Origin of the sequence: Providencia rettgeri (assembly GCF_013702265.1) — a bacterium.
In the GTDB taxonomy this organism is placed as follows: Bacteria; Pseudomonadota; Gammaproteobacteria; order Enterobacterales; family Enterobacteriaceae; genus Providencia; species Providencia zhijiangensis.
On the sequence record NZ_CP059348.1, the window covers coordinates 1,564,891 to 1,584,134 of the forward strand.

15 protein-coding genes are annotated in these 19,244 nt (G+C 39.7%); 6 read left to right on the forward strand and 9 right to left on the reverse strand.

What is annotated here, in order from left to right:
- Window positions 1-67: 67 nt before the first annotated feature.
- The 8 genes from H0913_RS07075 to H0913_RS07110 form a co-directional block, all read right to left on the reverse strand.
- The gene (locus H0913_RS07075; RefSeq protein WP_166266813.1) at window positions 68-1,216 is read right to left on the reverse strand and encodes an RNA-binding domain-containing protein; all 1,149 of its coding nucleotides are present in this window, start codon (window positions 1,214-1,216) and stop codon (window positions 68-70) included.
- The gene (locus tag H0913_RS07080; RefSeq protein WP_140187050.1) at window positions 1,195-3,822 is read right to left on the reverse strand and encodes a TrlF family AAA-like ATPase; all 2,628 of its coding nucleotides are present in this window, start codon (window positions 3,820-3,822) and stop codon (window positions 1,195-1,197) included. Before H0913_RS07080 ends, H0913_RS07075 begins: the two co-directional genes overlap by 22 nt.
- Window positions 3,815-5,158 (reverse strand): restriction endonuclease subunit S, encoded by a 1,344-nt coding sequence (locus tag H0913_RS07085; protein ID WP_166266815.1) that lies wholly within the window; start codon window positions 5,156-5,158, stop codon window positions 3,815-3,817. The genes H0913_RS07080 and H0913_RS07085 overlap by 8 nt, the downstream gene beginning before the upstream one ends.
- Window positions 5,155-7,575: a type I restriction-modification system subunit M gene (locus tag H0913_RS07090; RefSeq protein ID WP_166266817.1), complete on the reverse strand. Its 2,421-nt coding sequence runs from the start codon at window positions 7,573-7,575 to the stop codon at window positions 5,155-5,157. Before H0913_RS07090 ends, H0913_RS07085 begins: the two co-directional genes overlap by 4 nt.
- Window positions 7,576-8,083: 508 nt before the next feature.
- The gene (locus tag H0913_RS07095; protein WP_154628735.1) at window positions 8,084-8,701 is read right to left on the reverse strand and encodes an inovirus Gp2 family protein; all 618 of its coding nucleotides are present in this window, start codon (window positions 8,699-8,701) and stop codon (window positions 8,084-8,086) included.
- Window positions 8,702-9,074: 373 nt separating this feature from the next.
- The gene (locus tag H0913_RS07100) at window positions 9,075-9,659 is read right to left on the reverse strand and encodes a helix-turn-helix domain-containing protein (protein ID WP_232368837.1); all 585 of its coding nucleotides are present in this window, start codon (window positions 9,657-9,659) and stop codon (window positions 9,075-9,077) included.
- A gap of 39 nt (window positions 9,660-9,698) precedes the next feature.
- Window positions 9,699-10,436 (reverse strand): hypothetical protein, encoded by a 738-nt coding sequence (locus tag H0913_RS07105; protein ID WP_036967273.1) that lies wholly within the window; start codon window positions 10,434-10,436, stop codon window positions 9,699-9,701.
- Between the two features lie 163 nt (window positions 10,437-10,599).
- Entirely contained in the window at window positions 10,600-10,809 is a 210-nt protein-coding gene (locus H0913_RS07110; protein WP_036967264.1) for a helix-turn-helix transcriptional regulator, read from the reverse strand.
- A gap of 27 nt (window positions 10,810-10,836) precedes the next feature.
- On the opposite strand from H0913_RS07110, the gene H0913_RS07115 reads away from it, so the two are divergent.
- Window positions 10,837-11,808 (forward strand): hypothetical protein, encoded by a 972-nt coding sequence (locus H0913_RS07115; protein WP_166266820.1) that lies wholly within the window; start codon window positions 10,837-10,839, stop codon window positions 11,806-11,808.
- Between the two features lie 47 nt (window positions 11,809-11,855).
- Here the strand turns inward: H0913_RS07115 and H0913_RS07120 are convergent, their stop codons facing one another.
- Window positions 11,856-13,055: a tyrosine-type recombinase/integrase gene (locus H0913_RS07120; RefSeq protein WP_166266822.1), complete on the reverse strand. Its 1,200-nt coding sequence runs from the start codon at window positions 13,053-13,055 to the stop codon at window positions 11,856-11,858.
- A gap of 351 nt (window positions 13,056-13,406) precedes the next feature.
- Here H0913_RS07120 and H0913_RS07125 point away from each other — a divergent pair, with 351 nt between their 5' ends.
- The 5 genes from H0913_RS07125 (at window position 13,407) to H0913_RS07145 (ending at window position 19,208) form a co-directional block, all read left to right on the forward strand.
- The gene (locus H0913_RS07125; protein ID WP_181478324.1) at window positions 13,407-14,618 is read left to right on the forward strand and encodes a tyrosine-type recombinase/integrase; all 1,212 of its coding nucleotides are present in this window, start codon (window positions 13,407-13,409) and stop codon (window positions 14,616-14,618) included.
- A gap of 365 nt (window positions 14,619-14,983) precedes the next feature.
- On the forward strand, window positions 14,984-15,376 hold the full coding sequence (locus H0913_RS07130) for a fimbria/pilus periplasmic chaperone (protein ID WP_232368838.1): 393 nt from the start codon (window positions 14,984-14,986) through the stop codon (window positions 15,374-15,376).
- A 103-nt stretch (window positions 15,377-15,479) separates the two neighbouring features.
- A complete protein-coding gene (locus H0913_RS07135) occupies window positions 15,480-17,981 on the forward strand; it encodes a fimbria/pilus outer membrane usher protein (RefSeq protein ID WP_181478326.1) in 2,502 nt (833 codons plus the stop codon).
- Window positions 17,981-18,394, forward strand: a complete 414-nt coding sequence (locus H0913_RS07140; protein ID WP_181478328.1) for a molecular chaperone — start codon at window positions 17,981-17,983, stop codon at window positions 18,392-18,394. The genes H0913_RS07135 and H0913_RS07140 overlap by 1 nt, the downstream gene beginning before the upstream one ends.
- 313 nt (window positions 18,395-18,707) lie before the next feature.
- A complete protein-coding gene (locus tag H0913_RS07145; protein ID WP_181478329.1) occupies window positions 18,708-19,208 on the forward strand; it encodes a fimbrial protein in 501 nt (166 codons plus the stop codon).
- Window positions 19,209-19,244 lie beyond the last annotated feature (36 nt).

Consider the following 19,244-nt stretch of genomic DNA (forward strand, 5'->3'; position numbering starts at 1 on the left):
GCCAATCAAGCAACAACCAAGCAAGTTAGACTTTTGAGCACTTAACGCTACCAACTGTGCTCGCTATTCATCGAGCTCGCTTAATAATGGCCTTGAATGCATTACCAGCCCTGTCGTCAACAAACTCAATGTCTGGATACGCTTTTATCGCTCGTTTTATGCCGCTCCCCAAGCCTCGATATGGCAACACTTTTGGAGCAAACGAGGCCAAAATTGGGTTTCTAACATTCGAGTTACCCATTTTGATATTTTCTATCGTTAAATTATTGGGCAAGTGACCAGGGCTCACGATTTCAATTCGATCAGCAAACACCAAAACCTTAATCGGAGCGGATACAAAGTAATCTCGATGAATAAGCGCATTGGCAATAAGCTCCTCAAGAACGATTCGCGGAATTTCTGGCTCGCCTACTGAGTTGAAGCCTTGTTCATTCTGCACATGGCGAATGTTAGCCAGCACAAAACCCAGAACCTTTTGGAATACATCCGATAGCTTGCCGTTAATATCCTGGCTGTCGATATAGTGCTCGTCTTCGATATCAACACCCGGAAAAGCCACCGCTTTTACAATAAAAACGGGTAAGCGTATTTGTGGGCGTGATGCAAACAACAAGGCGCCGCAGATGTTAAGCTGCCCGTTCTTTGCCAAATTCATGTTTTCAAGCAGTTGAACACGAGAAACCTCTTGATCTTCAACTCGTTCGCCGTATTCCCTTTCAAAAAATGCGTCAAAAAACTCTTGGTCTATGTCCACAACTGAACTACCGCCAACAGGGATTTCATCAGCGTGTATCAGTGCAGCTTCTTGAAACATTCTCAGTAGCTCTTCTCGCGCGCTGACTTTGGATTTGTTAGCGCTATTTTTTACCCATACATGTAGGTTGCCATCCATATAAGGCTTGCTTATGCCTTCAGGCACATCAACAACCATCACCATACCACTGGGTAAAGCAACATTTTCAGTGGTAACGGAAATCGGTGGTTTTACATCCTTTGCCGCATTAGAAACCAACTGATTAATTCGCCCCATATCCTCAAGAGTTAGTCCTTGAATGCCTCCGTCATCAGTGATTCCAATAAACAATAAACCGCCTTTAGAATTACTGAATGCCGCTAACTCGGGCACCAGACTCTCAGCTCGGGTAATGTTTCGCTTAAACTGATGCCTTGAGTCTTCACCGTTGACAATAATGGCTAAGAGTTCTTCGGTTTCCATGCTTCATATACCTGCTTACGTTTCTCGAAGGCTTCGGCACCACCTTCCATAATATTTACAATGCGTTGCTGAACGTCAGCACAGTCAATACTGCCGTTAACTAATGCGATATGGTCATCTTGATACTCACAGGCAATCACCTGTTCCGCATCACCCAGTACCGGAATATTGGCGTTGTGTGTTGCGAAGATAAACTGGGTAGAAGGCTTAAGCTCTCTAATCAACTTGATGACATCGTCATAGATAGTTTGGTTGTCCAAATCATCTTCTGGCTGATCAATGATCACCACGTCGTTTTCTTGCTGACTTAACACAAACAGCATCAACGCCGATGCCCTTTGCCCCAACGAGTGGTGCGCCAGTGCTTTGCCGTGATACTCGATAGTAAACACATTCGGCACTTGCCAGGTTAACAAGGCTTCTAAGTTGTCTTCAAAATACTGCCAGAAGGTATCAAAAGACCCGCCAAGCGTGCTTTTCAGCTTTTCAATGTCGCGATAGGCCGATGCGAAATCACTGTATTCATCCACCACACTTTGCAACGTTGCTTCTCGAATACGGCTCCCGCGATACAAATCTTGAATGTGCTTAAGCATGGCAGCCTTATTCGCTTTAAATTGCGGCACAATTTTAAGGGGCGAATTAGCTCGATTGATCCTGCTCAGTACCTGTTCAATAGTGCGGTACTCCTCCAGCCAAAGATCATTAAGCTGCGCTAATTCACGCTCTAGGGATTGATTCAAATCCGCGTACTGCTGCTCGCTTTTGGCGAGTACGGCTAACATTTGCTCGGCTTGGTCTAACAAGCTTTTAAGCTGCTTAAACTCTTGCGGGCTAATTGCCTGTGCACCGGCTTGCTTAAGCTCGGTGGCCAGTTTGCGTTCAATCTCGGCAAACTCTTCTTTTAGCGCCTGCTTTTGTTGTACAAAGCCAGCTAGCTTCTGCTGTAATAGTGCAACCGTACTTTGACCCGTTAGTATCGTTTGCTTGATGCCATCAAAGCCAGCAATCAACTGCTGGTAGGTCGCAAAAAAGTCATCAAAAAATATCTGATTCTGGGCAGACTTATACAACGCCTGATTTTTTAGCTCATCTTCAAAGCTGGCCACAAAACTATTGAGCTCGGATAGATAATGCTCAGCACCTTGAATGACTTGCTGTGCTTTGCGCTCATCGCGCTCAAAATCAATTTGCTTTTGTAGCTTAGTTTCAACACCGTGTTGCTGATAGAACTTGAGCTTAAATTCAGCATCTTGCTTTTTCTGCAACCATTCTTGCTTTTGCGTTGCCGCTCGAGTAAGACGCTTAATCTGATTAATCGCATCCACCACCCGCTGCCGGCCCTGATCAATTTTTTGTCGAATGGGCACCAGTGCGTCGCCAAGCAACTTTTCAATCAAATCTTTTTCAAAGCCAGCGCCCGTACTGGAAAGATCTTTCTGACCAAAATAGATTGGCTGGTGCAATACCGTTTCACGCACCGACACGCCGGGTTGCAACTGACCATTCACATACACATCGGGGCGCTCACCCAAGATACGGCGGATTTGATAGGGCTGACCACGGCGATCAATGGCGTCGATGGTAATTTTACCGCCACTACGCAGTAAGTGTTTTACCAGCCCCTCTTTATATTCCACATCCGACGACTTATCACCAAAGGGAATATTCAGCGCATAACGCACCCCTTCCAATACGGATGATTTACCACTGCCTCGAATTCCAATCAGGGTATTGAGCTCAGGTGAAAGGGAAATTTCTGTGCCACCTAAAGTACCCGCCCCTTCAAAGCGGATTTTTTGAATATAAGAATGTTTATAGCTAGGCAGCTCGGCGCGGACTCGGGAAGCTTTATCACGCAACGCAAACTTAACCGCCTCAAAGCTGAATGAGCCAAGCTTTAAGTAGCTAGCCTCTTTACGGGCCGCCATATCGGCAAGGTTCTTGGCATCACAACCTTCCACTTCAGCCGGATATAAATTACCTAATGCCTGCTGGATTTTCGCGCGTTCATCACGGGTGCGCACTTTTTGAAAAGCCAAGACTCTACGCCTTACTGTCGCGTTATCAAATAAATCCTTTATTCGCCCTGCTGCGAGTTCTTTCCACACCCCCTTTGGCGCTTCGACGTGGGCAAAAATGAGAAAGTAATCTTTGTGAAATTTATCCAGCTCACGCACGGTTTCGACAATATCGTGGTTCGAGCGCGCATTTTCATCTTCGAAGTTCGCAATACCAGCAAAAGTCAGGCTAAGAAACGTCTGAATATGGTTGGTTTGTTCTTTGTTGCTAAACCACTCATCCGAAAATACCACTAAAGTATGCACACCTGCCTGACCATCCTTGATGGATAACTCAATGCCAGGCAACAAACCAATGCCTGATTTTTTGGCTTTTTTGCGCAATGCCTTAAATTCATCTGCATCAAATTTATTGTGGTTGGTGATAACCCCAAGACCAATGCCCGCATTCGCAAGCGCCGCAACATACTGGTTAGCATAGTCATTTTCTTCACCAGTATAAGTAAACTCTTTATCAGCGCGAGTATGGAGGTGGAAGTCGGCCTTTAACCAGCGGCTTCCGTATGCAAATACAGATTCACTCATGAATAACCTCCTTTGATGGCTTGATTAATCGCGTTTTACCCGTCAGCAGCTCTTGCATCATGCCTTGTTTGATCTGGCGGGTTTTGCTAAGGCGTTGTTCCAGCACTTGAATTTTTTCATCCATATCGGAGAGAATGGTGGCGATGGCGGTTTGTTCTTCTCTATTAGGCGACGAAAATTCGAAATTAACAAAATCCTTTTGATACAAGTGAGTAATCGTTGAGCCTGCCGTAATTCTGTTGATGAAATCATCAAAAATTCTGGAGGTAAGCACGTAGAATAAGAAACGTGGTATCAAATTGTTATATCTAGGCCTAATTACGAATATTCCACTATTTAGTGTGGCAGGCCGGCTAAGTGCAGCAACATAACCAACTTTACCAATTGTTCCATCCTTGGTTATCAATAAATCATCATTTTTTAACTGAATGTTTTGATCTTGTTTGTAACGCCACTCACTAACATAAAAACATCTTTCCCACTTCACTACACCAGAGTCAAAATCTGTCCCTGTTACCAAATAGATATCTCCTGTTGTTTGGTACTCTTTGGTAGTCAAAGCTTGCCAGCCAATACGAGCTTTTAATGTTGTATCTTGAGCGATTGATATAACCTTCCAATCCTCTGGTATTTCCCCCAACTCACTTGGCTTGGTACCTTTTGGCGTGCCATCTGCACGCAAAGCAAATTGCGGCAGGCGGGTGCGGCCTGTGAGGAGCTGCTGCATAGTGGCAGTTTTGATAGCTTGTTTTTTGGCGATCAGTTTTTCTAATTTACTAATCAGCGCATCAATATCGGATAGTGCAGTGGCTATGGCGTTTTGTTCGTTAATTTTAGGTAGAGCAATTATTGATGCACGAATGATTCCATTGTATAACCGAGCGATAGTACTGCCTTCTGATGACGCCCATTTGATTATCTTGTAGTAATGATATAAGTATTCATTAAGTAATTTATATTTATTAACTTCGAGCCAAACGATGTTCGAATCTTGGAAATATGCAGGCTTCCCATCATAAACTACAGATTTCCCGAGCGTTCCTGCTGCAGAAACTAAGATGTCACCTTTATTTGGAAATGAGTATTTAGCTTTAAATTCTTTATAAAGAAAGTGTGTAATATAAGCATCAGGCTCACCTCCAAATGTACCTATTTTGAAAAATGGTATAGCGCCTATCTTTTTAGTTTGTCCTGAAAGTATGCGTTTACACATGCGAACTTCTGAAATATCTCCGAGACATACAGCATCCCAATCCTCAGGGATCACCCCAACTTCCGTCTGCTTATAGCCAGCCGGAATAAGATTTAAACCCGTTTCTGTTACTTCAACGCTCATAGTGACCACTCCAAACCCATCGCTTTTAAATGGCCTGCGACTTTCTCACTCAGATTTTTTACCGATTTAGTAATAGCCGGTAATGGCTCATTGTAGCGCTCTTCTAACTCTTTAACTCGATTTGCTAATTGTTGGGTCACGCGCTCAATTTCAGCAACGATATTACTTTGCAGTGTTGCCAGCCATTTATCATCCACAATCAGGGATTTGATCTCATCGATGCTGAGTTTGGGGTATTGCTTAAACACCGCTAAATCCAGCGCGTCTTGCGCTTCTTTTAGTGCTTTTTTGGCATCGGTCTCGGCATCAAACAGCTTTTGAGCTTGTTTTAATGCCGATTTTTCATCGGGGTCAGTGGCAACTTTCAAACGTGCCGTGACTGTTGCTTTGGTTATCTTGTCTTTATCATTCAAGGCATCATTAAGTAGGCCGTCGTCACCGCTATTTTCCTCAAGATAGGTTTCTAACTCTTGACTGGCACTATCAAGTTTGCTTTGCAAGGTATCGATTTTAGTTTGTTCATCGGCAAAATAGCGTGCCACGATAAGTGCAGGGGGGATCAACTCAGCTTTATACTTGGTTTTACCAATCACTAAGTCAGGCGTTTCTCTCAGTTTTTCACCTTTTTTGACTTCTAACTCACGCAATACCTTACCTGTAGACCAACCATCTTGTACCAGTACGTACACATCGTCTTGCATTGTATCACTCCAGTAATCCATCAGGATCTGGTAGATATCGTATTTGCTCAGCAACGGTGTTTGTGAATAGCTTTGTAACAAACTTTCGCTAATTTCAGCGATTAACGCTTTAGGCTGATCACCTACACCGATCTCAGCTAAATTAGATGCGCGAGCCCAAGCGTGATAATACTGCAAGCTATTCGTCGCAAACTGTTTAAATTCATCATGGTTTAGAATGGTATTCTTCACTTCAGAGGCTTTAACTAAAGCTTCGCTATAACCTTCACGTGCTGGTTTGAATAAGGTCGCACGAATACTTGGGAATATCTGCCAGTAGTGTTCTAAGGCATCGATATCACGATTGGGAATACCACCTTGTAGATGGGCACTGAGGTCGTGCAAGTCTTCTGGTTCACTGGAATCAATATAACGCGGTATATTTAGATTGTAGTCATTAGCCACTATTTCGCTTAATGGCACCATCCGGCTAAAGCGAGGTTGTTCTAATTGCTTGGTAAATACCTCAACAATTTTATAAATATCCTGACTACGCAGGCGGTTTTTATTGCCATCTTTGATAAAGCCTTTGCTGGCATCGACCATAAAAATACTTTCTCTCGCCTGTGCGTGTTCTTTGTCGATCACGATAATACAGGCAGGAATACCCGTGCCGTAAAACAGGTTGGCCGGTAAACCGATAATTCCTTTGATATAACCTTGCTTAATCAGATTTTCACGAATACGCGCTTCGGCGTTGCCCCGGAACAATACACCGTGGGGGAGAATGACGGCGCCTTTACCCGTGCTTTTTAAGCTTTTGATAATATGCAACAAGAAGGCGTAGTCACCATTTTTTTCTGGGGGAATTCCCCAGCTAAAGCGATCAAACTCATCCTCTTGAGGATTAATGCCGTTAGTCCAGTTTTTGTTGGAGAAAGGGGGGTTAGCGACAGCAAAATCGAAGGTTTTCAGTTGCCCGTTGGCTTCTTTCCACTGTGGATCTGAAATGGTGTTGCCTTTCCAGATTTTCGCGGTGGCGTTGTTGTGTAGGATCATATTCATACGAGCCAAGGCGCTGGTGGCGTTGTCCATTTCTTGGCCAAAAATACTCAAGCCACGCGGTGCTTCATCACTCGCTTTTAATAATAATGAACCTGAACCGCAAGTTGGATCATAAACGGTAGCGTCTTGCGGGGTATTACTATCAATACCAATCACTTTCGAAAGAATGCGTGAAACTTCGGATGGGGTGTAAAACTGGCCTTTGGACTTACCTGACTCAGTCGCAAAGTGACGCATTAGGTATTCGTAAGCATCACCCAATAAATCGTCACCATCCGCGCGGTTGGAAGAGAGATCTAGCCCTTCAAATATGCCTATCAGCTTGGAAAGGCGGTCAATCATCTCTTTGCCTTTTCCTAGTTTATCTTCGTCGTTAAAATCGGCGACATCGATGACACTTTTGAGATCGTTTTCTTCGGCTAACGCACTGATGATTTTGTTTATTTTATCGCCGATTTCTTTATCGCCTTTAAGCGCAACCATATCATCAAAACTGGCACCTTGGGGTACGACAATCATACCGTATGGGTCGCCTTTATACTTATCAGATACATACTTCATAAACAGCATGGTCAGTACATAGTCTTTGTACTGGCTGGCATCCATCCCACCGCGTAATTCGTCGCAACTGGCCCATAGTGAGGAGTATAGTTCGTTTTTCTTAATGGCCATTTGGGTCCCTTAACCTTTAGATGATAGATTTGTTGCCTATAACATTATAATGATTGATTCAGCGCGTAACTAAATAATTCACATAGCTTATCTAGCGTTTTAAAGTATTCATAGCGTGTTTTTGTACAAAAACATAATCTAGTCCGATTTTTCACGTTATGTCGCTGATACGTATTTAATATTCACTTATTAAACGGGCTACAATGATTAGCTAGTAGTCGCTAGTGTTCTTTCCATGTGATTTTTATTATTAATGAATTGATTTTCATTGTTTTTTTACTGTTTAGTTTGATGTGTCAATGTTGCTTATACTATCATTGTAATGATTTTTCCTCAAAATATTCAAATCGAAGTGGATTAGAAAGAAGTGAGTCCAATTGTTTTCTTCGGTATTGGATAGTAACGTTCGTTGAGTGTGATCAGTTTGTTATAACGATAGATTACGCAGTACTGCCAGTGTGAATATTACCTAATTGCATAGGTGGCCCTAAGGCCACCATATGTATTATTAATACTGACTATAGCCTATCGTACGGTAATTCGAACTGTAGTGTTTAGAATATTCTTTAGCTAGGTAATTTAATCGTTCTATTACGGTATTATAGTCATCGCTAAAGGATAAGGCTTCTCGATTTAAACAGTACCGACAGTTCTCAGGGTAGTGAACTAATGGACCAGTATCAATAATAGGGTCTAATTCGAGCTGTAACGCACTGTACCACGCTGTGGTAATCATCGTCCGTAAACTAGGTATATTTAAGTCATAGTCTCCTAGGTGATAGTAGGCGTCTTTATTGAAGATTAATGCACAGTGGTAGTGAGGGAGGTATCCATCTACGAGTTCTTTTACCCAGATGTAACGTAAACGGTTAGGGTAAACGCGTATCCCTTGACCTATTTTACGGTGTTGATCGTGTTTAAGCTTTGCATTTAAGGAGTTCATAAAGCGGGTGATAGGAGAGCCTTCAGTGTTAGGGAAGCAGTTTGGCATATCCCCATATTCATCCATCATAGGGAAATGGAGATCTACTCGTATCACAGTAATACGAGGGTATGCTTGCAAGGCACAATCTAAAGTTTCTGCAATCGCACCTTGGTAACCCGGGTTGTATTCTTTTTTAGACATAATGATCCCTTAGGGTCATTTGGAATGCCCCTTTCGTATGAATGTTGGTAGTGATAAAGGACAGATAATGTGGTTATCTGATCCCTTATGGTTTATTGAGTATTGTGTTATTCCTGTTTAACAGGCATAGATTTATTAATCTATAGATTAATAATGACGTATTTATTTAGATATTGACCTCTGGCTAAGCTGATATTATTGATATTAGGTTACAGTCAGTATTGGATTATATTGGTATCTACGGTGTAAGTTATATTAGTTATTTATTCAGGTTGTGTTATTGGTAATATATATTACCTTTCCAACATCAATAATATCGATAATACCCCACCAATACTGAATTGGTTGATAAATAATCACTCTGTAGTTAGTGCTATTCGAATAGTCTTTTTTTCCAATATCGTTTCACGGTAGAAAGGCTAATATTAAAATGATTAGCGACTTCTCGTTGTTTATATCCTTTGCACCTCATTTCATAAATAGCTTGTTTATAAACACTTCCTTCGGGTCGTCCTAATATTTTTCCTTGTTGTAATGCAATCGCATGTCGTCTATCGAGTTTCATTTTTTCATAATTATCCTCAATGTTTTTTAATTGATTGAGTATTTCGACTAAAGGGACATTTAGTGAAAATACATTTTGGCCTAATTCGTTGAGGAAGAGTAATTTCATCCCCAGAGATTGGCAGCGTTGTATAACATAAGCGATTTGTTGTGTGTTATTCCCCAAATCATGGAGTGTTCTTGTAATTAAGGTATCATCAGGTGTAAATACCCTATCAATATAATACATCAATTGACTTGGTAGCTCATTGACATCCGTTATTGATTGATGTTCTAAAATAATATGTTCTCTTTTTATTGGATGGATGCCAGCGATATCGTTTAGGCATTGCTCAACCTCTTGTAGACTAAAATTGCTATTTTGAACGATTCTAAAATATGCATAATGGCTCATTTTGTCACCTTAAGGGTCATAAAACGAATTAATGAACGGTTAGATTGGATTTATGATAATCGTATCTGGACTGCTCTCTATTTTTCTATTTACTTGCGTTTTATCTATCACACCAATTAAAACACACTGATTGTTTGAGTGATAAATAGGAATAAAAGCGACATAACTTTCTTTTAATATTATTTGGTTTTTTTTGAATGCTGCCTCTATTCCATGGAAAACAATATCCTTTATCGGGATGTGAATAATTGCGTTAAAATCGAATAGGTAATTTTTGTATTCAGTGTTTCTAATTAATATTGTATTTGAAAACCCACCTGCTTTATGTAATTTATAGTGAACGTGCCTGTCTGTATAAATAAAAATGGCCTTTTTAATATATGGTGAATCTATATAGCTATTCAATGTTTCTTGAATGGTTTTCTTTTCCTTTAAACCTATTTTGGGGCTTTTATAAGCATGAGGGTAAGCATGTTTGTCAATAATGATCCCTTTTTCTATTACGTGGGTTTGCCAAATATCCAATAAGTATTCAGGTAGTGAAAATACGGGGGTGTCTCCCCATAATTTTTGTGAGTTTTTTTTAGGATTAAATAGCTGGTTTTCCAATTCATTAACTATCTGTGTATGTTGATTTATTTCATTCAACAGCGGGCAAGCACTCGCTAATATGTTCGCTATTACAGCGGAGCGTGTTAAATTATTTTTATGGCAGTATTCATCAATAGCTTTTAGGCTTGATTCATTTTTTATGGTAATAGAAATCCGTTGGGACATGATAATTATCCTTTTCTCTGGGTTATATATAAATGAAGACAGTCATGGTTGAATCATCAAAATTCAATAAATTAACTGTTTAGTTTTTTATTTTTTTGTGTAATCACAGAAAATAACATGAAGATTTTTAATCTATTCTCCTTATTTGCTATAGTGAATTAAATTAAACTGATTGTCTGTTAAGTAGCCAATCATTTATTTCTGATTCAACCCAGCCAACGGATTGGCGTCCCAAGCGCTTTTGCTTTGGAAACGTTGGGTCATAGCGTGGTGATTTTGGGTTTATCCAGTCATATAGCGTTGATCGTGCAATACCAATGCGTTGTAACACTATCGGTAAGCGCAATATTTTAATATTGGATGTGTTTATCATGGGTTAATACCTCTTGGTGTGCTTTGGATGATCAAAAGCATAACGAAATATAATGAGCATGAACATGCAGGAGCTAGGAAGTTTTTTTTTAAAAATGAAATTGCATTTATTTTATTGAAAAATAAGTTTTTTTATTGGCTTTTTGCTCGGAAAAATGTTTTTTTAGGCAAGAGGTACTCCATTTTTAAAACAAGGCTAATGAATAGGGGAGTTACTGTTATGGGGTCATTCGATTATTTTCTTTTGAAGAAGTATTTAAGGGATTTTCGTCATGCTAGAAAGCGCTTATCTTCATTTCCTAACTTAGAGTATGAGGCTGGCGAGCTATACAGGGATGTATTGGCTCAAAAGGATCACGAGTTAACCCAAAATACCGTCACTGCAATTCTTAGTCAGTATACGGACAGTCGAGAAGATTTAACGCTTTTGTTGCAGAGGGCTTCTATTTTTGTGCTTGAAGAACAGTTGAGGTCGTGGCGTGAGCCACATGATATTTTCCAAGATAAAATTCTTTGGTCTTCTGTTTTTTATTGGTTAGGTCGTCATTGTTGGGGAAAACATAATGATATTTCATTAATTTTTTTAGAACGTGCTGTTATTTTAATTCATGAATGCATCGGCTCGATGGGTTATGTTAATCAGATGGTGAGAACTGTATCGGAAAGAGAGCAGCGCACGACCGCAGCAATAAAAGGCGGGAGCGTTAAATCTGATTTACACACTAAGATCCGCTCGGAAGCAATACGCATTTTAAATGAAAAGGTTCTCTTAGGCTTTTCATGGAAAAGTAAAAAAGAAGCTGCAGATGCGATTGCTGGTGAGCTATGGGGTTGTGTACAGCAAATTGATCCTAAAAATAGTATGAATTTTTCTGAAACTGAGTTCAGTTATTCTATTACACGTTGGAATCAGCCTGATATTAAAAGAGCCTTTAGTCACGCAGTAAAAAAAGAAAATAGCAAAAGAAGGAAAAAATCAAAAAAAACGAATAAAAAATAATGTATTTATTTGATGTGCTGTAGGCACAACACCTACAGCATTTAGAGTTAATGTTGAGCCAACAAGTAATCAGCCCACGCTTGCATCATGGGTCTTCGTTGCTCTAATAAATCAGTGCGGTGGTACGCCGCTTCTACTTTATTTTTAACGGTATGTGCAAGTGCCCGTTCAGCTAAATCCCGCGAATAGCCATGTTCTGAACACCAATCCCGAAAGGTAGAGCGAAAACCATGTGCTGTTGCAACGCGACCATTGGTGTCACTGGGGGCTTTGGTTCGTCTAAGAAATGAGGTGACAACCATATCGGAGAGCACAATTTGTTTTCTAGGTGATGGAAAAACTAGTGTGTCATGTACGCCTTTTAGATTGTTCAATAGCGCTAAAGTTTGCTCAGATAATGGCACTCGGTGTTGCAACCCTGATTTCATACGTTCTGCGGGTATTGTCCATACCGCTCGTTTAAAATCAATTTCCTGCCATTGCATCGCTCTAGCTTCGCCAGAACGACAGGCTGTTAACATGATAAATAGCAGTATTGCTCGGGTAACATTGTAACGTTCGGGTTGGTATATATGTGTGCGAATATATAAAGGTAGCATTTTCCAAGGCATCGCAGGTTGATGCTCGGTACGTACATGAGCGCTGATTTGTTGCGGTAATAAATGGTTAACGACATCAGTAGGGTTGGCTGCGCAATAGCCATGAGCCCATCCCCACTGCATAACTGCGTGGATACGTTGTTTTATGCGGGATGCTGTTTCTGAGCGAGTTAGCCAGATAGGGCGTAATGCATCTGCAATATTGGCTGGAGTTATGATATCCAACTTTAATAAACCTATGGTAGGAAATACATATTGTTCCAGTGTAGTGATCCATTGTTTACCGTGTTTTTTATTTTTCCAACCAGGTAGTAACTCTGCATGGAGTTTACGGGCAGCCACCTCAAAAGTAGGGATTGAAGGTTCATCGGAGATTGATTTTTTGAGCTCAAGAGGATCAATGCCTTTAATAATTTGTTCTCGCATCGTTGAGGCAATATTTGCCGCTTCGGAAATTGTGATTTCAGGGTAACTCCCTAGCCCTGCATTTCGGCGTTTTTGTGTTACTGGACTCATATAACGAAGTACCCACTTTCCTCTACCTCTAGTTGATGATGGGTGTAGCGTTAATCCGGTGATGCCACCGTGAGGTAATGGTTTATCGCCGGGCTGTATATGCTTAGCTTTGGAATGCGTTAGTAAAGCCATGATGAATAAATCCTAAAAGTTGGGTATGCCATCTGGTATGCCACTATAGTTAAGTCTTGAATGGAATTGATTATATTGGTTTGGAATAAATAGTTAAATAACTAATTGATAGTAAATGATAAATTGGATTTATTTGGATTGTATAGGAAGGGTTTTAGGCAGACTCCTCCTCCGCCATCTCCACTTCCAATCAAGTCCATCAAAGTCTACTAATCCCAGTAAAACCAAGCAACCTAGCGAAATCTCACTCTGTCTAAGTCTACTAACGTTTTTCTAAATCTCTACAATTTATTGTATAGTTTTTTGTATAGAAATTTCCTCTACGATTTTCCTATACAATATTGGTGATTTATGAAGCTAACTGACATGGCAATTAAACGCGCCAAGCCAAAAGAAAAGGCATACACGCTGGCGGATGGTAACGGATTATCTTTGTTAGTTGAAACTAATGGTTCCAAAGGTTGGCGTTATCGCTATCAGTTCGCAGGTAAAACTAAAATGATATCGTTAGGTATCTATCCTGTTGTCACTCTCAACGAAGCAAGAGCGAAAAGAGATGAAGCGCGAAAACAGGTTGCCAATGGTATTAATCCAAGTGAAGTCAGAAAAGCAGAAAAAGCGGCAATAATTAATAAAACTGTAAACACCTTTAAAAATATTGCTCTTGAATGGTATGAGGGCAGAAAGGATCGCTGGTCTGTTGGTTATCGTGATGACATGATGGATGCTTTCGAAAAAGACGTCTTCCCTTATATAGGTAATCGCCCGATTGCCGAGATCAAACCAATGGAACTACTCGAAGTGCTTTCTATTATGGAAAAGCGCGGAGCAACGGAGAAGCTAAAGAAAGTGCGCCAACGTTGTGGTGAGGTGTGGAGGTACGCCATTATTACAGGTAGGGCAGAGTATAACCCTGCACCAGATTTAGTTAGCGCCTTTGTTCCACATAAACGTGAGCACTACGCCCACCTTTCAGTAAGTGAATTACCAGAGTTTCTTTCTTCTATAGATAAGTATATGGGAAGTCAGATTGTTAGAGTGGCACTAAGAGTACTTATTTTAACTGGAGTTCGACCAGGCGAATTGAGAAAAGCAGAATGGTCAGAAATTAACTTTGATACTGGAGTATGGGAAATACCGGCTGAAAAAATGAAGATGCGCCGCCCTCATATTGTACCACTATCGGATCAGGTTATTGATTTGCTGATGCAGATACACCCCATAAGTGGATGTTATCAATATATATTCCCCAGCCGCACTGATTATAAAAAGCACATATCAGATATGGCACTTAATACAATGATTAGGCGCATGGGCTATAGTGGTAGAGCCACAGGTCACGGATTCAGGCACACAATGAGCACCATCCTACATGAGCAAGGCTATAACTCAGCATGGATTGAAACACAGTTAGCGCATGTTGATAAAAACTCTATACGTGGAACGTATAATCACGCTCAGTATATTGATGGACGTAGAGAAATGCTTCAATGGTATGCAGATTACATGGACGCATTAGAGAACGGCGATAATGTGATTCATGGTAACTTTAAACGTGCTTAATCCACCAGCAATAGCAAATAACCAGCCAATAAAACGGCTGGTTTTTTTGTGCCCAAATAAATTTAACTGGACAAATAGACAGTAAAAATAGTCTGTATTTGATAATCCGCCAACGTCCGCTTCGGCACAGAGCGGACTGTCAGGTTATATTTAGCTCTGTTTCGTAGTTATGTAAGCTCAAATCTGATTTAATACACTTTAATAAAAGTTAATTGTGTAGAAAATCGCTAGTTCGCAGTTGACCGTGAAGTGGAAATATAGAGTTAAAGACTCTTTATTACTGGCTTTGTTCAATAATTGTCTGTTATCAGTAGCTATAGTTATTCTCAGTTTGTTACTACATATTATGGTCTTTGGTACTACTGTTGATATTTTCTATTTCAGAGGTTAAAGCTACTGCGCCAGCAAAGGGAGTAGGCATTGAACCTATAAAAATTAAAGTTAAAGATAATAAGGTGTTCTATTTTTCTGTGTTTAATGATACGGATAATGAATATATTGTGACGTCAAAGGTAGTCAGGGACAATATTAATATTGATGATAAATCAGGAGTGCCTTTTACTATTAGCCCGCCTATCCAATTATTGAATAAAAGGGATGATGCAAAAATTAAGTTAATATATCTATCAGGACAGAAAGAGAATAAAGAAAATAAATACTATTTAATTGTTTCCTTTGTGCCTAAGATCCAAAAGGATCATGCTGGTTTTTCTACTCCAATTATATTAAGTCACAAAGTGCCCATTTTTTTTGAGTAATTATAGAACTCATATATCAGAAATATAAATTTAAAGCATTTTCTAGATAATGTTGATTTTTAGTATTAACTAGTAAATTTAAATAGATAATTTCGGGTAAAATATGAAAAAAGAACATTATCTTTTTACACCATTTATGTTGGGATTCCTTGTGAATGCTCATGCCGAAGATTATTTCGATCCTACTTTGTTAGCTTCTGAAGTTTCTGGGATAGAAAATATTGACTTATCTATATTTTCCCAGCCAGGGGGAGGAATCGAGGGAGAGCAGGAAGTTAGTATTTATATTAATGATGAGTTTTATGCTAGGAAGGTTTTGCACTTCAAAAATACGGCCGATAAAGGGTTACTTCCCGATTTTGAACCAGGCTTTTTTGACGGTCTGATGTCCGAGGAGTATTTGCCTAGCCAAAATGGTGAGGTACTGACTTCCGCAGAGTTTATTGATGGTGTTCCTTACAGTGAGGTGACTTACGATCAGGCTATTTCACGAGTTAATATTAATCTCCCACAGGCATACCTTAGCGAGAAAACTAGACTAAAGTCATCCCCAGAAAGCTGGGACACTGGCGTTCCTGCGTTACTAATGGACTATAATATAAGTGGTAATCGAAATGATTCCAGCAGTTATGATTCTCGTAGTTTTTACGCCTCAGGGAATTTGGGTGTGAATCTCTGGGAGTGGCGTTTACGAACGTCAGCTAACTATAGCTGGTCTGAAACAGATTCACAGTGGTGGAATAGTCGCTCTGAACAGAATAATTTTTATAATACCTATCTGGAGCGAGATATCAGTAGCTTGCGAGCTTCGTTGCGACTGGGAGAAATATCCACCGGAGGGATGATTCTTGATTCTATTAGTTTCCGGGGAGTGAAACTCTACAGCAATGATGACATGTTGGGGAGTCGACTGCGAAATTATACGCCGACAGTACGCGGTTTCGCTCGCAGTCAGGCGGTAGTCACTGTGACACAGAATGGCAGGCAAGTTTATCAGACCAATGTGCCGGCAGGGCCGTTTGAACTTGATGATTTTTATCTCAATGGTTACTCAGGTGACATGCTGGTGACTATTCGTGAAGCTGATGGAAGTGAGCATTCATTCTTACAGCCCTTTTCCACGCTCCCTGAAATGAAGAGGGAAGGTATATCAGGCTTTGAGCTTTCTGCTGGGCGATATGATAACAGCGGTTCTGAAAGTTACTACGATGATCCTGCATTTTTTTATGGTTCATGGTCTCAGGGATTTAAGTATGGAATAACCGTATTCGGAGAAACATTGCAGGCGGAGAAATATCAAAGTTTGGGGGTGGGTAGTACACTTTCATTAGGTCATTTCGGTGCTGTATCTGCAGATATGTCAGTCTCTAGAGCTGATAAATATAATGATATACATACTGGCCAGTCTTATGGGTTGAAATATTCCAAAAGCCAAATTGAAACGGGTACTACATTGACTTTGGCAACTTATCGTTATTCAACCAAAGACTTTTATTCATTCGATGATTTTGCTTCTAAGACAGAGGATGCTCGATATGTATGGGAGAATCGCTTAAAGAACCGAATGACGCTGAACTTGAGTCAGTCATTAGGAAAATATGGTTCGCTATCGTTAAGCGCGTCTCAACAGGACTATTGGACGACTGGTGCAGTTACACGTAATGCATCAATATCTCATAGTTTTAGTTGGGAGAGTATTTTTTTCAGTACCACCTTTTCCATGGATCAGATGCAAAACCGTAATTACGGACATTCTAATAATAAACAGATTGATCTGTATATGAGTGTACCTTTAAGTAAGTTTTTAGGCGGGAGTGATCCCACTGGAAGTTCATTATCATACAGGGTGAGCCGTTCAGATAATCAGGTAAGTAATAATGTAATCTTGAGTGGTAGGATCCCTAGCTCTGATATTTACTATCGTCTGGGAGGTAGCTGGGGGAATGGGGATAACATGAGTAGCCAGACAGCTTCGCTTAGCTGGAGTGGTGATTTTACCAATGCTTCATTAGGTTATACGCGAAGCGGAGATTATAAGACAATAGATTATAGTCTTTCGGGGGCGGCTGTTATGTATCCATGGGGTGTGGCATTAGGAAATAGTTCAGTCACTAATAATGGCGCTATTGTTGTACAAACTTCTGGTGCTTCTGGTATTCGTAGCAGTATGGGAGTAAAAACCTCTTGGTTGGGCACTGCGCTTATGGCTCCATCCCAGACCTATACAGAGAATAGGGTGGATGTATATCCAGAAGATTTAGCCGATGACATTGTCGTGGCGGAAACGTCTAAAAGTGCAGTACCAACTAAGGGGGCTGTGGTTGTTCTGGATTATACCGTGTTTAAAGGAAGTCAGGTCGTTTTTACACTGAAACGAACGAACGGAAAACCTTTGCCGTTTGGCACAATTGTTTCACTACAAGGTGCAGTAAAGGAAAATACAGGCATAGTCGGGGAAGATGGTCGTGTGTATATGGCAGGAGTACCGGAAAAAGGCGAACTAACAGCATCTTGGGGGCTGGATAATTCTTGCTCAGTTTCTTTCCAAATCGAAAGTAATAATGAGAAAGGTCCAGTGAATGAAATATCTCAGGTATGTAAATAATGAAATATATAGCTGGATTTTTTGTCGTCGCGAGTTTAATGATTACCTCTGAATGTGTTGGTAATACAGTTAAGTATCCTGCTCCTGTTGATATTCGTGTCCGGCTAAAAAGTGATAAAAACTTAGGTTACCTTAATGGTAGTTTAGCGGTGAACAATCCAGGAGAGAAGGTTTGGCTTATTCAGTCTTGGCTTGAAGATGCGGATAATAAACATTATCAATATGTTTATCCACCGTTAGCTAGGATTGAACCAAATGGAAGCGTGAACCTCAAAGTATATTTTAATACCAGTAATGGTAAATATATACCAGAGTGGCTTTATGTTAAATTTATACCAACGAAAGAAAAATTGATTAAAAATGGCCTTGTTTTTCCCGTAACATATAAATTAAAAGTCTTTACAGATAAATAACTCTAGCTTTTATATTCGTATTGGAGCCAAAATGAAATACATTCTTATTTTGTTGTATTTTTTATATTCAGTAAGCATATGTACTGAACTTGATGGCTTGATGATAATAAACACTATCAATATGTTTATCCTTTGTTAGCTAGGTTTTAACAAAATGGAATTGTAAATTCTAAGGTGTGTTTTAATACTGGTGATATTAAATATATATCAGCGAAAAAGTTAATTATAAAAGCTCTCGCTTTCCCATAACTTATAAATTAAAGATCTTTATAGGTAAATAACTCTAACTTTTATATTCTGTAATGGAACCAAAATGAAGCACATTCTTTTATTGCTATTTTTTTTATACTCAGCAAGCATACATGCTGAACGTCAAGATATAGAACTAACTTTAAGGGTTAATGTATTAGACTCAAACTGCACTTTAGTTTCAGGAAGTCAAACTATTGATTTTGGTGAAATGTATGCATATATAGGGATTGATAATGTTCCAACTCGTGAAGCTATATTCCGTTTTGAGCAATGTAAAAATGTTAAAAAAATTAAAATTAACTTCAAAGGTAATAATATTGATCTTAATAATAATTTAATAAGAAATAGAAATGATGATTCTAGTTTTGCATCAGGGATTGGAGTGAAATTATTTAACGAAAAAGGAAACATAATTACTTTAAAAGACGATATATCTGTTCCTGTTAATAACAATAAAGACTCAGAATTGCTTTTAAAAGCCAAAGTTACTTCTATTGAAAATGAAACATTGTCACCAGGTATATTAGATACAAGTGTTGAACTACAAATATCTTATGATTGATAACGAAGTTTTGATATATGAAAAATAGGTGGTCAC